The organism is Haloferula sp. A504 (genome assembly GCF_044385805.1).
Taxonomy (GTDB): Bacteria; Verrucomicrobiota; Verrucomicrobiia; order Verrucomicrobiales; family Akkermansiaceae; genus Haloferula.
In genome coordinates, this window is the sequence record NZ_JBISBU010000018.1 from 22,826 (window position 1) to 39,261 (window position 16,436).

General features: G+C 64.5%; 11 protein-coding genes. 5 read left to right on the forward strand and 6 right to left on the reverse strand.

Annotation, left to right across the window (positions count from 1 at the left end):
- Nucleotides 1-34 precede the first annotated feature (34 nt).
- Nucleotides 35-2,881: a beta strand repeat-containing protein gene (locus ACG2LG_RS10755; RefSeq protein ID WP_396258865.1), complete on the reverse strand. Its 2,847-nt coding sequence runs from the start codon at nucleotides 2,879-2,881 to the stop codon at nucleotides 35-37.
- 385 nt (nucleotides 2,882-3,266) lie between these two features.
- Here ACG2LG_RS10755 and ACG2LG_RS10760 point away from each other — a divergent pair, with 385 nt between their 5' ends.
- Together ACG2LG_RS10760 and ACG2LG_RS10765 are read left to right on the forward strand one after the other, a co-directional pair.
- Nucleotides 3,267-5,552, forward strand: coding sequence for a glycoside hydrolase family 38 C-terminal domain-containing protein (locus ACG2LG_RS10760; protein ID WP_396258867.1), 2,286 nt, complete (start codon nucleotides 3,267-3,269; stop codon nucleotides 5,550-5,552).
- A gap of 52 nt (nucleotides 5,553-5,604) precedes the next feature.
- Nucleotides 5,605-8,694 carry a glycoside hydrolase family 71/99-like protein gene (locus tag ACG2LG_RS10765; protein WP_396258869.1) on the forward strand — a complete coding sequence of 1,030 codons (3,090 nt, stop codon included), beginning with the start codon at nucleotides 5,605-5,607 and terminating at the stop codon, nucleotides 8,692-8,694.
- Nucleotides 8,695-8,709: 15 nt separating this feature from the next.
- Here ACG2LG_RS10765 and ACG2LG_RS10770 read toward each other — a convergent pair whose 3' ends face one another.
- From ACG2LG_RS10770 to ACG2LG_RS10780, 3 genes are all read right to left on the reverse strand, one after another.
- Nucleotides 8,710-9,450: a type II secretion system protein gene (locus ACG2LG_RS10770; protein ID WP_396258870.1), complete on the reverse strand. Its 741-nt coding sequence runs from the start codon at nucleotides 9,448-9,450 to the stop codon at nucleotides 8,710-8,712.
- A 99-nt stretch (nucleotides 9,451-9,549) separates the two neighbouring features.
- The gene (locus ACG2LG_RS10775; protein ID WP_396258872.1) at nucleotides 9,550-10,233 is read right to left on the reverse strand and encodes a type 1 glutamine amidotransferase; all 684 of its coding nucleotides are present in this window, start codon (nucleotides 10,231-10,233) and stop codon (nucleotides 9,550-9,552) included.
- Between the two features lie 62 nt (nucleotides 10,234-10,295).
- Nucleotides 10,296-11,654, reverse strand: a complete 1,359-nt coding sequence (locus ACG2LG_RS10780) for a hypothetical protein (RefSeq protein WP_396258873.1) — start codon at nucleotides 11,652-11,654, stop codon at nucleotides 10,296-10,298.
- A 140-nt stretch (nucleotides 11,655-11,794) separates the two neighbouring features.
- Between ACG2LG_RS10780 and ACG2LG_RS10785 the strand changes: the two genes are divergently transcribed.
- From ACG2LG_RS10785 to ACG2LG_RS10795, 3 genes are read left to right on the forward strand one after another with little or no spacing between them, the layout of a single operon-like run.
- Nucleotides 11,795-12,433: an ATP-binding cassette domain-containing protein gene (locus tag ACG2LG_RS10785; RefSeq protein WP_396258875.1), complete on the forward strand. Its 639-nt coding sequence runs from the start codon at nucleotides 11,795-11,797 to the stop codon at nucleotides 12,431-12,433.
- A gap of 8 nt (nucleotides 12,434-12,441) precedes the next feature.
- A complete protein-coding gene (locus tag ACG2LG_RS10790) occupies nucleotides 12,442-13,212 on the forward strand; it encodes a hypothetical protein (protein WP_396258876.1) in 771 nt (256 codons plus the stop codon).
- A gap of 3 nt (nucleotides 13,213-13,215) precedes the next feature.
- Nucleotides 13,216-14,211, forward strand: a complete 996-nt coding sequence (locus ACG2LG_RS10795) for a hypothetical protein (RefSeq protein ID WP_396258878.1) — start codon at nucleotides 13,216-13,218, stop codon at nucleotides 14,209-14,211.
- A gap of 150 nt (nucleotides 14,212-14,361) precedes the next feature.
- On the opposite strand, the gene ACG2LG_RS10800 is transcribed toward ACG2LG_RS10795, so the two are convergent.
- Nucleotides 14,362-15,528 (reverse strand): choice-of-anchor M domain-containing protein, encoded by a 1,167-nt coding sequence (locus ACG2LG_RS10800; RefSeq protein ID WP_396258880.1) that lies wholly within the window; start codon nucleotides 15,526-15,528, stop codon nucleotides 14,362-14,364.
- On the reverse strand, nucleotides 15,528-16,250 hold the full coding sequence (locus tag ACG2LG_RS10805; protein ID WP_396258881.1) for a type II secretion system protein: 723 nt from the start codon (nucleotides 16,248-16,250) through the stop codon (nucleotides 15,528-15,530). Before ACG2LG_RS10805 ends, ACG2LG_RS10800 begins: the two co-directional genes overlap by 1 nt.
- Between the last annotated feature and the right edge of the window lie 186 nt (nucleotides 16,251-16,436).

A 16,436-nucleotide genomic window follows, 5' to 3' on the forward strand; every position in this document is an offset into this window, starting at 1 on the left:
CGGCCCCGGTGACGATCACCGGAGCCGGGTGGCGTCAGGGGGCATCCTCGACGATGTAGAACTTCCTGGTGCCGGTCGCATCGACGGTGAAGGTCGCGTTGCCGCTTCCGTCCGTGGTCTCGGTACCCTCGGTGGTTCCGAAGCCGCTGAGATCCGTCGAGCTCTTGCAGACATAATCGGTGTTCGGGGCGCCCTTGATCACGATTGTGGCCGTCGTGCCCGTGCGGGAGAACGATTCGATTGTCAGCGGGTCCGGCGTGCCTCCGATGGTCGAGGTCAGCGAGCCCGTGCCGGTGATCAGGGCGCTCGCTGAATCATAGACGCCCGCCGGCTGCGGAACGCCGTCGATGTAGAGCGTGCCGATGGTGCTGGTGCCGGCGTAGTCGAGATCAAGGACGGCTCCGGTGGTCAGATAGAGATCCGAGCCGGCATCGAGATAGGGCTCGGCCAGGCACAGCGTGCCCGCCTGCACGGTCGTGTCGCCGGTATACTGCTGCACGCCATTGACGATCAGCTTGCCCGGACCGATTTTTGTCAGGCCACCGACCCCGGTCATGATGCCCGAGGTGGTGGTCGTCCACGCGCCGTCCGGCACGTCGAAGGTGATGCCTCCGGCGAGAAGGTTGGCCGGAAGGTTGCCGTCGATGTTCACCGAGGCATCGGCTGCCGAGCGGATCGTGCCGCCGTTCAGATTCAGTGTCTGCGAGCTGCCCGGGGCGTTCCCGCTCTTGATCTGGGTGGTCTCGACCACGCCGCCGCTGAGGTTGACGGTGCCGGTGGCCAGGGAGAATTCACCGAGCACCACCGAAGATGCCTGGACGAGGCCGGTGCCGCTGACGTCGAGCTGGCCGCTGGTGTTGTCCTGGAAGCCGACGAGAATCCGCTGGTCTCCGCCGGTGAGCGACAGGGTCCCGCCGGAGATCGAGTAGCGGTTGGTGGCCGTGTCGGCGTCCCCGAAGTCGAGGCGGTTCTTGAGGTCCACCGTGCCACCGGTCTGATTGAAGAGGTTGACCACGGCCCCGGAGCCGGCCCCGAGGCGGAGGCGGCCGATGACGTTGAGGTTGCCTCCGTCCATGTTGTAGGTGGCGTCGGCCTGGTTGTTGAGTCCGATGATGGCGTCGCCACTCACGTTGAAAGTGCTGGTCGAATCCATCTGGTTCGCAATTCCTTTCCGGACCTGCAGGCTGCTGGCGGAAAGCAGCCCGGTGCCACTGAGGTTGAGTGTTCCCTGTCCCAGCGCGTCGCCTCCCACCTTGTCCTGGCCAAGGATCAAGGTGTTTCCGGAAAGGGAGCCACTTGAGACATCGACCACTCCGGTGGTCGATGCACGACCCACCTCGATGTTGCCGCCGATGGTGGCGACCCCGGTGCCGCTCACGCTGAGGGTCGCCCCGCCGGCGGTGAAGGCGCCGACCAGAGCATTACCGGTGGTGTCGAGCGTGCCGGCAGAAATCTGATAGACGTTGCTGGCGCCGGCATTGTCGGCGATGTCGAGTCTTCCGGTGATGTTGACGTCGCCACCCGTCTGATTGAAGAGGGTGGCACCACCCGGTGTGACGCCGACCCGGATCCGGTCGCCACTGTTGATGATTCCCGATGACAGGTTGTAGGTCGAGTCGCCGGTCGAATCGACACCAAGAAGGAAGCCGCCGCCGCCGCCGAGGAGATTGAGTTCCGAGTCACCGCTTTGGCTGAAGCTGCCGTTCCGGATTCGCAGGTTGTCGGTCTGGAGGTAGGCGAATTCGCCAAGATTGAACTCGGCGGTTGAGGTTGCGGCAGAGTTGGGGCCGACGGTGATTTCCCCGGCAACCGTGGTAGTTGAGACACCGATCAGATTCACGGTTCCGGTGGTTTCGGCTCCATTGGAGACGATGATGTTCTCGGGATTGAACTGTGCGTTTCCGGAGGCGTTCAGAATCCCGGTCGCGGTGCCTGCATATCCAACGTTGACCGATTGAGTCGTCGCGAGGGTGCCACCCGAGATCGAGACGGTATTCACCACGTCTGCCGGAGTATTTCCCCCGATGTCAATCCGGCCGTTGACGGTGAGACTGCCGCCCGTCTGGTTCAGCGTGGCGGTCCGCGTCCCGCTGGCAGGGGTCGTTCCCGCCACCCCCACACGGATGCGGTCGTTGGTCACCACGGTGCCGTTCTCGACGGTGAGCAGACCGTTGCTGTTCGCGTCCCAGGCGATGCTGGTTTCACCGTTGAGGGTCAGGTCGGTCGAGCCGCCCGAGATCGTGACGTTGCCCGTGCCGGATCCGGCATAGCCGACCTTCATGGTGTTGATGACCGCCGTACCGCCGGACAGATTGTAGGCCCCGACGGCATCGAAGGCGCCGACCCGGAACTCATTGGTGGTGGTGGTGAGACTGCCGCCGGTCTGGTTGAACGCGGTGCCACTGCCCCCGCCCTCGCGCCCGATGGCCACGGGCCGGTCGGTGGTGATGATGCCCGAGGGGCCCAAAGCGAGGGTGCCGACCTTGTTGAGACCGATCCAGAAACGTCCCCCTGTGCTGACGTCGAGGTTGCCGCCCGAATTGACATTGAGAGTGCCATCCAGAACGTAAAGACCGGTCGCGGGGCTGTCCGTGCCGTCGATACCGATCGTGGAGTCCACCGCCAGCGTCGAAGTGCCATCGATGAGAATCTGGGAGAGGTCATCGGCGGCCGGAGCGGCAACCGTCACGGTGTCTCCGTTGAGAATGCCTGCGAGACTGCCCGTGGTGGGAACACCCGAAGACCAGGTCGAATCCGCCCAGTTTCCAGCGGCTCCGGCATTCCACTCGGTGGTGCTGGCTTCCTGGGCGTGGAGGACGGTGACAAGGCACGAGGCCACGAGGGAGAAGGGCAGCAAGTGCCCGATGTTCATGGGTTTCATGGGTCTGGATGGGATGGCGTCTGGAGGTTTGAATACGGTCGGGTTTGAGGAGGCAGCGTGGCGCGGAAGAGGCCGATCCGACCTCCCTCACACCATGCGAATAAACGTTTAATCTAATGGTGCTCGGGGCTTCAAGCATTTTCTCTGGGTCTCCTTCCACAGGGTTGCTGGGTCTTGGAATCGGTCGTCGAGCCACGATGGCGTGGTTCTGTGGAAGTGAAGGACCCCGGAATTGTGGAGGCATCGGTGCTTCGATTCTGGTGAGATGACATTCGGAGATTCGATTTATCGTTTACGCAAGTGCTTTTGAGGGTTATTCCTTGCCGGTCGAGCGGAGGTCGTCGGGTCGGCCGATGCCTCGATGTTCCTCCACGGCCTTCCGAGCATGAGCAAAACCGTCGTCCACCTGATCGCCAACGCGCATCTGGATCCCACTTGGCTGTGGAACTGGCAGGCCGGCGTGGACGAAGCGCTGGCGACCTTCCGCTCGGCGGTCGATCGCTGCCATGAATATCCCGAGTTTCGCTACACCCGTGGGGAGGCCTGGCTCTATGAGTGGGTCGAGGAACTCGATCCGGGTCTTTTCGCCGCCGCGAGGGAGCTGATCGAGGCGGGGCGGTGGAGCATCGTCGGCGGCCAGTGGACCCAGCCCGATGCGAATCTTCCGACGGCGGCGGGTTGGCGCAAGCAGTTCGCGCTCGGCCAAAAGTACTTTCACGATCGTTTCGGGATTTCGCCGACGGTGGCTTACAATGTCGACAGCTTCGGTCATCCGGCCACCCTGCCGGATCTGCTCCACGAACAGGGCTACCGTGGCTACGTGTTTCACCGCCCGAACGAGAGTCAGGTCGAACTGCCGGCGCAGACCTTCCGCTGGCGGGGACCGGGGGGCGCGCAGGTCATCGGCTTCCGCATTGCGTCGGCCTACGTGACCCGGAGCGACGACCTGCACGGACAGGTCGATCTCGCGCTCAATGCCGCCCATCCCGGCCCGGGCCACACGATGTTGTTCTACGGCCTCGGCAATCACGGCGGGGGCCCGACCAAGGCCTCGATCGAATGGTTGCTCGAACACCGGGAGGCGTTCGATGACGTGGAACTCCGCTTCAGCACGGTGGACGACTTCTACACGGCCGTCGAGGAGGTGGTTGACGAGCTGCCGGTGGTCGAGCAGGAGTTGCAGCGGACCTTCCCCGGTTGCTACAGCGTGGTGCACGAGACCAAGCAGTTCCAGCATCGTGGCGAGCGGCTGCTGGAACAGGCCGAGGAGCTCGTTCGGGCCTTTGGCGGCGACGACCGCTTCGCCGAGGACTCGCTCGGGCGAATCGACGAGGCTTGGCGCGATCTCGCCTTCACCCAGTTCCACGACATTCTTGCCGGGACCAGCGTGCCTTCCTCATACGTGTCGACCCGCCACATGCAGGGGCGGGCGGGCATCGTCGGCGAGGAGGAGATCGTGCGGGTCACGCGACGGCATGCACGGGGCACCCTGGAAGATGAGAACGTCCAGCGGTTGGTGCTGATGAACGGATCGGTGCATGCCTTCGACGGTCATGTCGAGTGTGAGCCCTTCATTGATTTCGACGACTGGGGTGAGCGTTGGTTCGCCGACGAGGAGGGGCGCGCGGTGCCCTTCCAGTTGGTCACCTCGGAGCCCAACGCCGGGGCCATGGTCCACCGTGCGGTGCTTCCGGTCACCATTCCGGCGACCGGCTCTCGGGTGCTTCGCCTGCTGGATGGAGCGGAGTCTCCGGTCCCGGACCCGGTCGGGGCGGTTCATGCCGGGGGAACAGTGCTCGCCAACGACCGGGTCGAGGTGGAACTGGGCCCGCAGGGGATTGCGGCGCTGCGTCGCGACGGCCAGGATTTGCTCGGGCCGGACGGTCTCGGACTGCATTTGCGGGAAGATCACGGCGACACCTGGGTGTTCCACGCAGCCGGTTTCGATGAACCGGTCCGGCAGCGGATGAATGCGCTGGAGTGGACCATCGAGGATGCCGGTCCGGTGCGGGCCAGAGCTTTCGCCGAGACGACCCTCGGCCGTTCGCAGCTGCGGTTGGCCGTCACGGTCTACTCCGGAGTGCCGGAGGTTCACTTTCATCTCGAGGTCGTCTTTGCCGAGCGTTACCACCTGCTGCAGATGCCGCTGCAGCTGAGGTCCTCCCCCTCCGCCTGGACCAGCGGTCTCGCCGGGGGACATGTCGAGCGGATGCCGGGCCCCGATGAAATGCCCTTTGGTGGATGGGATGCCGTGGTGGTGGGAGAGCATCGCCTCGGTCTGCACACGCCGGATGCCTACAGCTCCAGCGTCCGCGACGATGTCTGGCAGTTCACGTTGCTCCGGTCGCCGTTGATGGCGTGGACCGGTGACAGCGAGTTGTCGCCGGCCTTTTCGAGGAGGCACTCCGACCAGGGCTGGCACGGCTTCCACTTCATCCTTCGCGCGGATGCCGGCGACCATGCCGCGACCTCCGAGCGGATTGCCGACCATCAGGCCAAGCCACCGGTGATCTTCGACCACTACGTCGGCATGAACCGTCCGGCATGGGGCAACGCACCACCCCGTCGGCTGTGGACTCCGGACATCCCGCACGCCCGCAATCTCGGACACATGCGCCACCTCGATGACATGGCCGGGCAGGGGCGGAACTGGGAGGAGTTGCCGCAGTGAGACGAGCTCCCAGGAACGGGATGGCGATCGGGTTTTCCATCCATGCGCCCTGATGAAGACTCTACTCCTCGTCATCCTTGCCCTGGCCGGTCCCGCATGGGTCCGTGCCACGACAACGACGGTGTGGAATCCGGCAGCGGCTGGGATCTTTCCACCCACCCGGGGGTCGTGGTCGGACCCGGCGAACTGGACCGGCGGCGTGGTGCCGGATGGCGATTTCAAGGCGGTCCTGAACGTGGCGGGTGCCGCCGAATGCGTGCTCGATACGGCGGTGACGGTCACGCACCTGGTCACCGGGGACAACGGGCCCGGAGGCACGCTGCGTCTTGCCGCAGGCGCGGAGCTGACCTGCACCGACTGGGCCGGGCCCTACAACCGCAGCTCGGAGATCATCATCGAGGCGGGGGCGACCGCGGATTTCCAGTCGAGGCTGCTGATCGGTCAGTTCGCGGATCCGGGGGATCACGAGATGGTTTTCCGGATGACCGGCGGCGAGGTCAACGTCGGCACCTTTGTTCGAATCGGGGAATCCTTCGGTGATGCGACGAACGTGGTGCCCCACATCCAGATCAACGGCGGGGTGCTCACCGCGGACCGTCTCGAGATCGGCCGTGGCACCACCGATATCACAGCGGGAATGTTCCTGTTGCGGACCGATCAGTCCGGCGAGATCGCGGACTTCATCGATGCCGGCAAGCTTACGGCCTACGGTGGAACCGGGACGATCCTCTACGACTGGGACAACCGCCATTCCGGTCGCCTGACCATCACGGCCCTGCCCCCCGACGCCCCGGGTCCGGAGAATCCGCTGCTTCCCGTGCCGACACCTTTTCCGAGCGGCGGCGAAGGCTACTTCACTTCGGGGAGCGTCGGGGGGAAGACCGTGTGGACGGCGGCGAACATGCTCTACTTCGACGTTCCGAATGGCACCTTTCCACCCGGCTTCCCGGTCTACCTGCGCATCGAGTATCTGGATGAAGGCCGGGGACGGCTGGAGGTGAAGTATGACTCCGACGAGGGTGCCGACCTCGCCGACAAGTTCCGGCCATCCGAGGTCCACACGCGCTCCGACCGGGTGAATGGCGGCGGCTTCGTGGATTCGTATCACGAACTCTCCAACCCGCTCTTCGCCAACCGCCAGAATGGGGGGAATGACTTCCGGATTGAGTTTGCCACGGATGACGGCACTCCCTTCTCGGTCGCATCGGTGGCGCTCAGCATCGAACCTTTTCCCGATCCCGACTTTGCGTTCTCGATTTCGCGTCCATGGCTCGGAGCCTACGCCGGACCGACTCACGACTTCGTGGATCCCACGACCACCCGCGGCAAGGTCATGACCGGCTACCAGGGTTGGTTCGCCGCGCCGAATGATCCTGACGATCTTGGTTGGCGCCATTGGAGTCGAGGCCGGTCGTCCGTGCCCTCGCCCGAGACCATCACCGTCGACATGTGGCCGTGGCTCGAGCATCATGATCCTGCGGAGCTCTACCGGTCGGGTGATATGCAGCTGGCCGACGGCCGGCCCGCCTATGTCTTCTCGTCCCGGGATCCCGGCACCGTGCAGCGGCATTTCCGCTGGATGTGGCAGCACGACATCGATGGAGCCTACCTTCAGCGCTTCGTGAGCCGTGGCTCCAGCGGGGCCTACGGGGCGCCGGAGTTCGTGCTGCACAACGTCCGGCGCGCGGCCAACCTGGAAGGACGCGTCTGGGCGATCGAGTATGACGTGAGCTCGATGTCCGACGATCCCGACCCCTTCGAGGTCATCACCCGCGACTGGAACTGGCTGGTTGAGCAAGCGCGCATCCTCGAGGACCCTCGCTACCTGCATCACGACGGCAAGCCTGTGCTGTTCATCTGGGGTTTCTCCGTGCCGGGTCGCGAAGGTCTGGATCTCGGTGAAGCCAACGCCATCATCGACTGGTTCAAGGCGCAGGGCCTTCACCTGATTGCCGGGGTCCACTCGGGGTGGCTCGGGCAAACGGGATGGCACGGGCACTACCAGAAATACGATGCCCTGCTGGGCTGGATGGAAAACGATGCCGGGGATCTGGCGGCCCAGAAAGCCCAGCTCGATGCCTGGAACATGGACATCCTTCCCCATGCCTGGCCCGGGTTCTCGTGGCACAACCTCAAGAAGCTCGTGCCCTTTGATGAGTACACCCCCCGCAACGGTGGGGCCTTTTACTGGCAGACGCTGCACCAAGCGGTCGCCGTCGGCGCGGACCAGATCTTCCTCGGGATGTTCGACGAGTACGACGAGGGCACGGCGATCATGCCGATGTCGGACAATCCGCCCCAGCCCCACGGGGCCTGGGGGCATTACCTCACCAATGAAGGCGACGACCCGTTTCGCTACCTGAGACTGAGTGCGGCGGCACGCGAGATGTTGAACGGCTTCCGACCGGTCACTTCCCAGGTTCCGGCAACGGCAGACACGCCGGAACCGGCCCGTGGTGGGCAGGATGCCAGCGTGTGGCTGGGCGACCCGGACCAGGAGGAGGGCCTCACCCATCCGCAGCCGGGTGATGGGGTCACGGTGCCTGCCGTGGCCGGTGGCTTGTCCTGTCGGACGCTGTCGGCCGGGTCGTATCTCTACTTCGGCATCGATGATGCGGTGCTTCATCAAGCCGCCGCGGGCGCTGAGGTGACGATCGAGGTCGAGGTTTTCGATGATCAGCCGGATCTGCAACTACGACTCCAGTACGACGGACTCGAGGGAGCCTACATCGTTCATCCGGAGGTCCATGTCATGCCTGGCTCCGGTGGTTGGCGAAACCTCCGCTGGGTCGTCCCGGACGGGTATTTCGGCAATCGTCAGAACTCCAACGCCGACTTCCGCATCGCCCGTGTCGCACCCGGACCCCTGTCGGTTCGGCGTGCGAGCGTGTTCTTGCCGAGCGAGGGTGGCCTGAGCCGGACCGCCCCGGCCTCGGGTCTTCGCTGGAACGAGAATGGTGAGCTTGTCTGGTCGGCGCGGGATGATGCCACCGGATGGCGGCTTTTCGAGTCGGGGTCCCTCGAGCAGGGATCGTGGTCCGAAGTGGGTTCGCTCATCTTTCAGGACGAGGCCGTCCGGCATGCGCCGACCGGAGCTGACGAAAGACGTTTCTTCCGGCTGCAGCGGGAGCCCGGCCCTTGACCGGGCTGGCCGCGTTCAACGGACCACGTTCCGGGTCAGCTCGCGCGACTCGATTTCGGCGAGGCTCAACACGCTCACACTTCCATCGGCCAGGCAGACATTGACCCTGTCGCGGTGCCGGGGAGCCGGGCCATGACCGCTCCAGCGGTCGGGTTGGGACCAGATGGCATACCAACCCTTGTTCAGTTCATTCGCATTGCGAGTGGCATCTCCGATCAGCCAGGTGCGCTCGGGGCGGGCGATCAGGTTCAGGCGGAGGGAGCCGGGTTGATTGACCCCGACCGGACGGTTCTCGGCGTAAACAAAGATCGTGTCCTCGACCACGCCGTAACCCCCGTAAGTGTGGCTCATGAAGTCGCAATCCGGGCAGGTCCAGACACCTTTTCCGCATGGCAGTTCACCATTGCCATCCCACAGGTACCCGTCCCGCGCGAGCTGCACCGTCCAGATCGGAGGACGCTTGCCGGTGTCGGGATCGACCGCAGGCTGCAGGTCGACCAGCTTCCCATTGTTGTCCATCGCGTGGGAGAGAATCGCTCCGCCGAGCTGTCGGAGGTTCGAGACGCACTCCGTGGCGCGGGCCGCACTCTTCACGCGCCCCATGATGGGGAAGCTGATGGCGGCGAGAACCACGATGATCACGATCACCACCATCAGTTCGACGAGCGTGAACCCGGCCACATGGTTTGGCTTGGCAGAGCGGGTGGAAGAATCGCGACACCGTTGAGAGGGGACCGGGATGATGATGGCTTTCACGGGGATGGATTTTGGAGTTGATGAAACCTTTAATCAAAGATATAACGTGAGGATAGAAGGGTGTCAAGCTCCCGGACTCGGAATTGTCGACCATCGTGATCATTCGCATGGATCGACGAGGGAGGAGAGGACTTGGTTGAGCAGCTCGTTGGCGGCTCCGCAGGCTTCGGGGCTGAGGATTTCGTCCGCTGTCTGGACACGAGGGGCATCCACGAGTTCGTCCGCGCAGTTGGCGACGAGCGCCGCGGCGGACTCCGGCGTGGTCTCGAGGTGGAACTGCAGTCCGATCACTCGGTCGCCGAGGCGGAAGGCCTGGTTTTCGCAGGCCTCGGTGCGGGCGAGAGGGATGGCGCCCTTGGGGAGGTCGAAGGTTTCGCCGTGCCAGTGGAAGGCGGTGAAGCTCGTGGGAAAGTGGAAGCCGTCGGTGGAGGAGACACCCTCGAGCGGGAACCATCCGATCTCGGGTTCGGAATTTGGATAGACCCTCGCACCGAGGGCGCTGGCGATCAGCTGCGCGCCGAGGCAGATGCCGAGCACCGGTTTGCCGGTGTCGAGAAAGGTCCGGATGAATGCCTTCTCCCCAACGAGCCATGGGTGGGTGGCCTCGTCGTTCACACTCATCGGACCGCCCATGATGATGAGGAAATCGATGCCTTCGGGGGCGGGGGGCGACTCGCCCTCGAAGAAAGCGGTGCGGGTGATGCCGAAGCCGTGCTCACGCAGCCACGGCTCGATCGCTCCGAGGCCTTCGAAGGGGACGTGCTGGAAGTAGTGGGCGTGCATGGTGGGCGATGGCAAGCGGGACGCTTGCCATGCTTTCGCAAAGCGGAGCTTTGCGCCACCCTTCAGTGGACGTGGCCGTCGCAGCCGGTGCCGATGTTCAGGACGAACTGCAGCCAGACGGAGTGCTCGTTGCCGTAGCCGCCGAGGTCGTCGTAGCTGTACTGGAGCCGGGTGTGGAGGTCGGCGTTGGGTGCCAGATTGCTGAGATGGGTGACGGCGGTCGAGGCGCGCCAGCGGCGTTCGGCACCGGCGGCGCGGTCGCCCGAGGCCCATTCGAGACGGGCGGCACAGGTCCACGAGGGGTGGAAGCGGATCCCGGTCGCGGCGTAGATGCCGCATTCGTCGAAGCTGCCGGGGTTGCCGTTGTTGTCGATCGCATCGACGTAGCGGTAGAACGCTTCGGTCCGCCACCAGGCCGGGCGATCGGCGACCGTGAAGGTGCCGAAGGCGTCGGCGCCGACGACCCAGGTGGTCCGTTCGAAGCCGTTCTGTCCGGCGGCGATCGAGGCACCGATGAGGTTGAACCCGTAATCGCCCGCAACGTCGGATTCGAGTCGGGCGAAGAAGTAGCCGTCGTCGAGGTAGGCGTCCTCCATATCGAAGATGCCCCCGTTTCCGGCGAAGCCGTGGGAGTGGCCTCCGTGATCGTGATCGTCGTGGTCATGATCATCGTGGTCCTCGTCCCCATGATCGTCGTGGTCGTCATGATCCTCGTCGTGATCGTCATGGTCCTCGCCGGCGTGCTCGAGCGCTTCCTCGTAGAATTCGCGGCGTTGTTCCCGGGTCATGCCGTGGGAGTGAGGCCGGGTCTGGCCGTAGCCGAAGCGGAAGACGGTCTTCTCGCCGATGCCGGGAATGATGAACCCGATGTCGCCACCCTGCGTGATGAGGCCCTCTTCGCCCAGAAGCCGGATGACCGAGATGGGCGGTTCGACAAACTCGCGGTCGTGAAGGTGCGTCTGGTTCTCGTGGCCGAAGGGGACGAAGAACTGGCCGGCGCGCACCGACACACCGGCCGGCAGCGAAACCGTGGCGTAGAGTTCCTCCAACTCACCATCCCAGCCGTCGTATTTGTCCCAAAAGGTGTTGTAGACGCCCATCATCGAGAGATAGGGCCCGAGCTCCATCAGGGCTCCGACCTCGATGCCCTGGAGGTTGAACCCGTCGTCGATCGGGGCGTGGCCACCCTGGATCAGCCCGTAGTTCTTTTCGGAGGTCGAACCGCCGAAGGCGACCGCCGCGGAGAGGAAGGGGTGGAAGTGGAACCAGGCGTCGTCGTGGGATGGCAGCTTGAGGTCGGGATGGTGAGGGCTGACCGGCGCGTGAGCCGGAGTGACCGGATCGTGGTCGTGATCACAGTGCTCGTGCTGGGCGGCCGCCGGGACCACGAGGGCAAGGGCCGCCAAGGCGACTCGTTTCATCAGGCTCATGGAGAACGCCTTACGAAAGTGAAACACTTCCGACAAACGTTAATTAACGCAAATAGATTACAAAAACATATTGACTGTGATCCTGTAATACCCATATCGTCGTGGTCATGGTGAGCGTGTCATCGGGTTCCATGTCCGCGGTCCGGATTCCGAAAGGCTTCGGGATCGGCTACGAGAGCACTCTGGCCACCTGCGACGAGGAGGTGGATCTCGGGCCGGGGACCCATTTCCTGCTGGCGCGCAACGGCCGGGGCAAGACGACCCTTCTGAAAACGCTTTCGGGTCTGCTGAAACCGACGGAGGGGGCTTTCGTGCTGGAAGGCAATCGTCAGTTCATCAGTGATGAACTGACCTACGATCGGGAACTCGCCGCGTCGCACGTGTTCGCCGCCTTCCTCTCGGGGTCGATCCGCAAGGAGGCGCACGCTTTCGCGGAGGAACTCGAACTCGATGTCGCGAAGCCCTTCGGCAAGCTCTCCTTCGGCAACCGCAAGAAGGTCGGACTGGTGGTGGCGGAGTTTTCGCTGATCGGAGACGGCACGGACGTGATGTTCTACGACGAACCCTTCACGGGTCTCGACACGCCGGCGCGCGAGGCCTTGCTGAAGCGCTGGCGGGAGAGCGAGGAGCGGGTGCTGCGGGTGATCTCCTGCCACCCCGACCTCGACGAAATGTCGATGCCGAGCGCGATGCTGATCAGCGACGGCCGCATCGGCCGCCCCGGGGCCGGCGCGACGACCTGGTCGGAACTCAAGAAACTCCTCAACTGAATCCCGCGATGCATCTCTTCCGGCTCAGCCTTCTGACTCTCTGGGTGCGCAAGACCTGGGTGATCATCCTGCTGCTGACCTGCGGCTTGCCCTTCGTGATGCCCCACATGGCGCCGGTGGAGACCGTGCCCAAGCTGATGCCGCCCGCGAGGGCGCACGCGGCCTGGCTGGTGGTCTGGGGCGTGGGCATCCTGTGGGGCCTGTCGCAGGCGGCCCGCCTCGGTGATGGAAACTCCCGGACCGGGGTCGGAAACTACCTCCGCGCTCGCGGCGAAGGTTCGCTGAAACAGATGGTCTCGATGTGGTCGGCGCTGATGATTTTCCTGCTGCCGGTCGTGCTGATCGCGGTGGTCATCTGCCTGGTCGCGGCGATGCCCGGCGATCCCGAGGAGAAGGGGCTGTGGGTGGCGACCAACCTTCAGGCCGCGTTTCTGTTCCTCGTCGCCATCGGCCCCCTCGCCCTGCTCGGCATCGGTCTCTCGAGCCGCTTCGGATCGATGGTGGGATTCGTCGTTCCGGCGGGCCTGTGCCTTTACGGCCTCTACGGGGTGGGGCATCTGGCGGAGACCATCAAGATGGGAGGGAACCCCATCCTCGAGTGGCTTTACATCGTTTCGCCCCAGTACCATCTGGCCGACCTCACGCCTCGCCTGATCTTCAAGATGGGCCAGGTCGAGTGGAGCTCCTTCGCCGGGTTCCTCGGTTACTTCGCCCTGCTGGGAGGCATGCTGGGAGGCCTGTCGCTGCTGCTTTTCCGAACCGAACCCCTGCGCTCCTGAGTCATGGATCGTCCAGCAGTCAGGCGGCCGGCCATCATCGCTGCAGTCGCGCTCCTCGCGGTGGCGTGGGTGGGTGTCTCGGTGTCGATGACACGTGGCGGCCACTTCGAGCACGAGCCGAATTTCATGTCGCTCAAAGGCAGCGCCTACGGCAGGACGATCGCCTTCGCGATGCGCGGGCCGGCCGACCTTTACTGGCACCGGGGAAGCCGGGAGGATCTGCACGAGGATCATCATCACGATGAAGACGAGGAGGGCGGTGATGTCCTGCCCGCCGGGGACGTGGTGAATCCGGCGGCGCGGATGGCGGCGATCGCGGGGGAGATCAAGCGGGAGTTCGAGGAGCACGAGGCCGAAGAGGCCGCCGGGCCCGCGCCCCGGGTGCCGGCGAAGTCGACGCGCGAGTGGCTGCTGCGCTCGCTCAAGGACATGAAGATCGCGCGCTACGAGCGGACCAATCACCGCGGCGACACCGATGCGATGCATGCCTTCATGAAGGGCGAGGCCGAGAAGCGGCTGAAGCTTAGCTACGAGATGGATCCGACCAACCTCCTCTGCTACGGCTCGTATTTCTTTTTCCTGAGTGAATCGATCGTGCGGCTCAAGGGGGCGGACGACGAGGGGGCGGTGATTGCCGAAGGCGAGCGGCGGGCGCTCGACCTGGCACGCCGCACGGCCAATTACTGCCTGCAGTATCCGGACGAACCGACGGCCGCCATCACCGGCGCCTCCGCCTGCCACGACGCCCTCACCGTGATGTTGAGGAACAAGGTGGGGACCGAGCAGGAGCTGCGCGGTTTCCTCGAGATCGGGGCCCGCTCGCTGCAACGCTTCGACCAGCTCAAGGAAGAGATGATCGCCGACGGCCGCTGGGAGGATTTCTCCGAGCACCGGCGGCTTGAAATGGACGAGGCCCGGACCCTGGTCGGGGTCGCCCTGCTGGGCGATCGCCAGCTCATCGAGGCGCAACTCAAGCCCCGGCCCGGGGAAGCGCGCTGAATCACCACCACAGAGGCGGTGGCGGTTTCAGGCTCCGCCCACGCTGCATTTCTCATGAACGCCCGGGCAACCCGGTGAACTCCTGAAAGCAGTCTGATGCCCGAGGGAAACCGAGGGACGGCGTTGCCGGACCGGTTTTGACTTCACCAGTCAGAATTCGTCGCCGGCCGTGACGTCGACGCGACCGAATCCGCGGGTGGCTCCGGGGGGGGCGGGACGGCGGGAAGTGACGAGTTCCCACTCCGCATTGAGGCCGTCCAGCGGAGGATCGAAGTCGGCGGCAGTCGTCGCCACACCGGTGTCGTTCCAGCCTGCCGACAGGTCGCTGGAGAACTCCGGCTGATAGACATCCGGCATCAGGCGGTCGCCGGCCCGCCGACGCGGGTAGGTGAGGGTCTCGTAGAGGGTGCCACCATCGTCGACGAGGGAGAAGGTCGGGAAGCCCAGACCTTCCTCCACCGGAACCGGACCACCGACGCGGGGATTCGTGCCGAAGGCGTATTCGAGCAGGTTGACCAGACCGTCGAGATCGGGGTCGGCGTCCATTCCGGAAATCGCCGGATCATCGAGCTCGTCGGCATCGAACCAGGTGGCCTGCCAGCGTCCGACCGTGCCAACCGTGAAGGTCAGGGTGAAGGGGTCACCGGCACCCGTCGGATTGGTCTCCCCGGGGCCGAGAAATGCCGACGACTCGAAGGTTACCCGGTGGACCCCGAGTTCGGTGAAACCCCACCAGACGTGGAGGTGGCTGCCCGCCGCGTAATAGAAGCTGTCTTCGTTGGAGGTATCGGAGGTCGACATCCAGACCGTGGGGGGCTGGCCGGACGAGGCGTTCCACAAGGAGAAATGCGAAGTCTTTCCCGGAGGAGGGGAATAGTCCACCAGCGAAATCTTGATCCAAGGCCGGGCCAGTCCCTGCGAGACGCGGGCATCCGCGGGGATGTAAGAACCGAAGGTGTCGGTGGGCTGGTCGTTGTCGAAGCCGGGCCACACTTCGTTGATGCCCGGGGTGCCTTGGACAGCGGTCCAGATCGGATCGCCTGGAGAGGCTCCCGTGAAGCTGAAGGTGCTCGACGTGGGTTGGGTCTGCCTCGACCCCGAGATGGCGGGATTTCCGGCCACGACCGGCTTGTCGGAAAGCGGGAGAAAGACGAGCGCCGGGTCCCAGGGCTCCGGGTGGCTGTCAACCCTCAGGACGTTCGACCACTCTCCGCCCTCATAGTGCGAGCGCACGTCGAGGTGTTCGCCGAGGGGCGACAGTCCGGCTGCGAGGGGAGTGGCGCTCAGCAGGGAAAGAAAGGAAGCGGAAGACTTCATCACAGGCCGGGCGGTTGGGCGATGTTGATTCCCGAGTCGGTCTTCTGCTTCAGCGTCGCGGCGCGGATCGACTCCACGCGACCATCGGCGTAGAGGTAGTTGGAACGCCCGTCCGCCGCGAGGCGGTCGTCGCTGCCGCCGAAGCGGCTGGGGGCGATGTCCGAGCAGACGCCGCTCCAGCTGCCCCAAAGATTCGAGTGCGTGTGGTCGTTTCCGGGGCCGGCGCCGATCCGGTCGGAGCAGACGAAGGCGAGCAGGGTCCGGGACGCGTCCGGAATGGCGGCCGGCCGGTTCAGTGCCGGTCCCACGGTTTCTCCCCATGCATTGACCTCGGGGACGAAAATGAAGCTGTTGAGGATGTAGCTGGTGCCTCCGGCTTCGAGCCGCTCGTTGGCGCGGGGGTCGGCCGGGCAAATCCGGATTTCGTCGTAGTCGCCGAGGTAGGGTCTCAGGGACTCGATCCATGCCCGGTCGAGACTGACCGTGTGCGAAGTCTCCGGGAAGCGCCCGCCATGATCCTGGGCATGGAGATGGAGGGCGACCCCGATGTTCCGCAGATTGCTGAGGCAGCGGGCCTCCTGGGCGCGGACCTTCACGGAGTTGGCAACGACAGCTCCCAAGGTTGCGAGCACGGCAACGATGACCACCGAGACCATCAATTCGACCAGCGTGAAGCCGGTCGGTGCCGGGCGATGATGCGGATGACGGGGGCGGTAATTCATGGGCGTGGCGTGGGAAGTGCTTTCGGAATCGTGATGGAATGGACCGGAATCGTCCGGCGGACCGGGTCGGGATGCAGCTGACTGCGGCAAGATGTGCAGTTGCATAAAAAATGCAAATCAAAATAGATTTCTCTTGCATAAGAGTTGCGATAAGGAATTTTGACGCCGCTTCCCACGATCCAACCA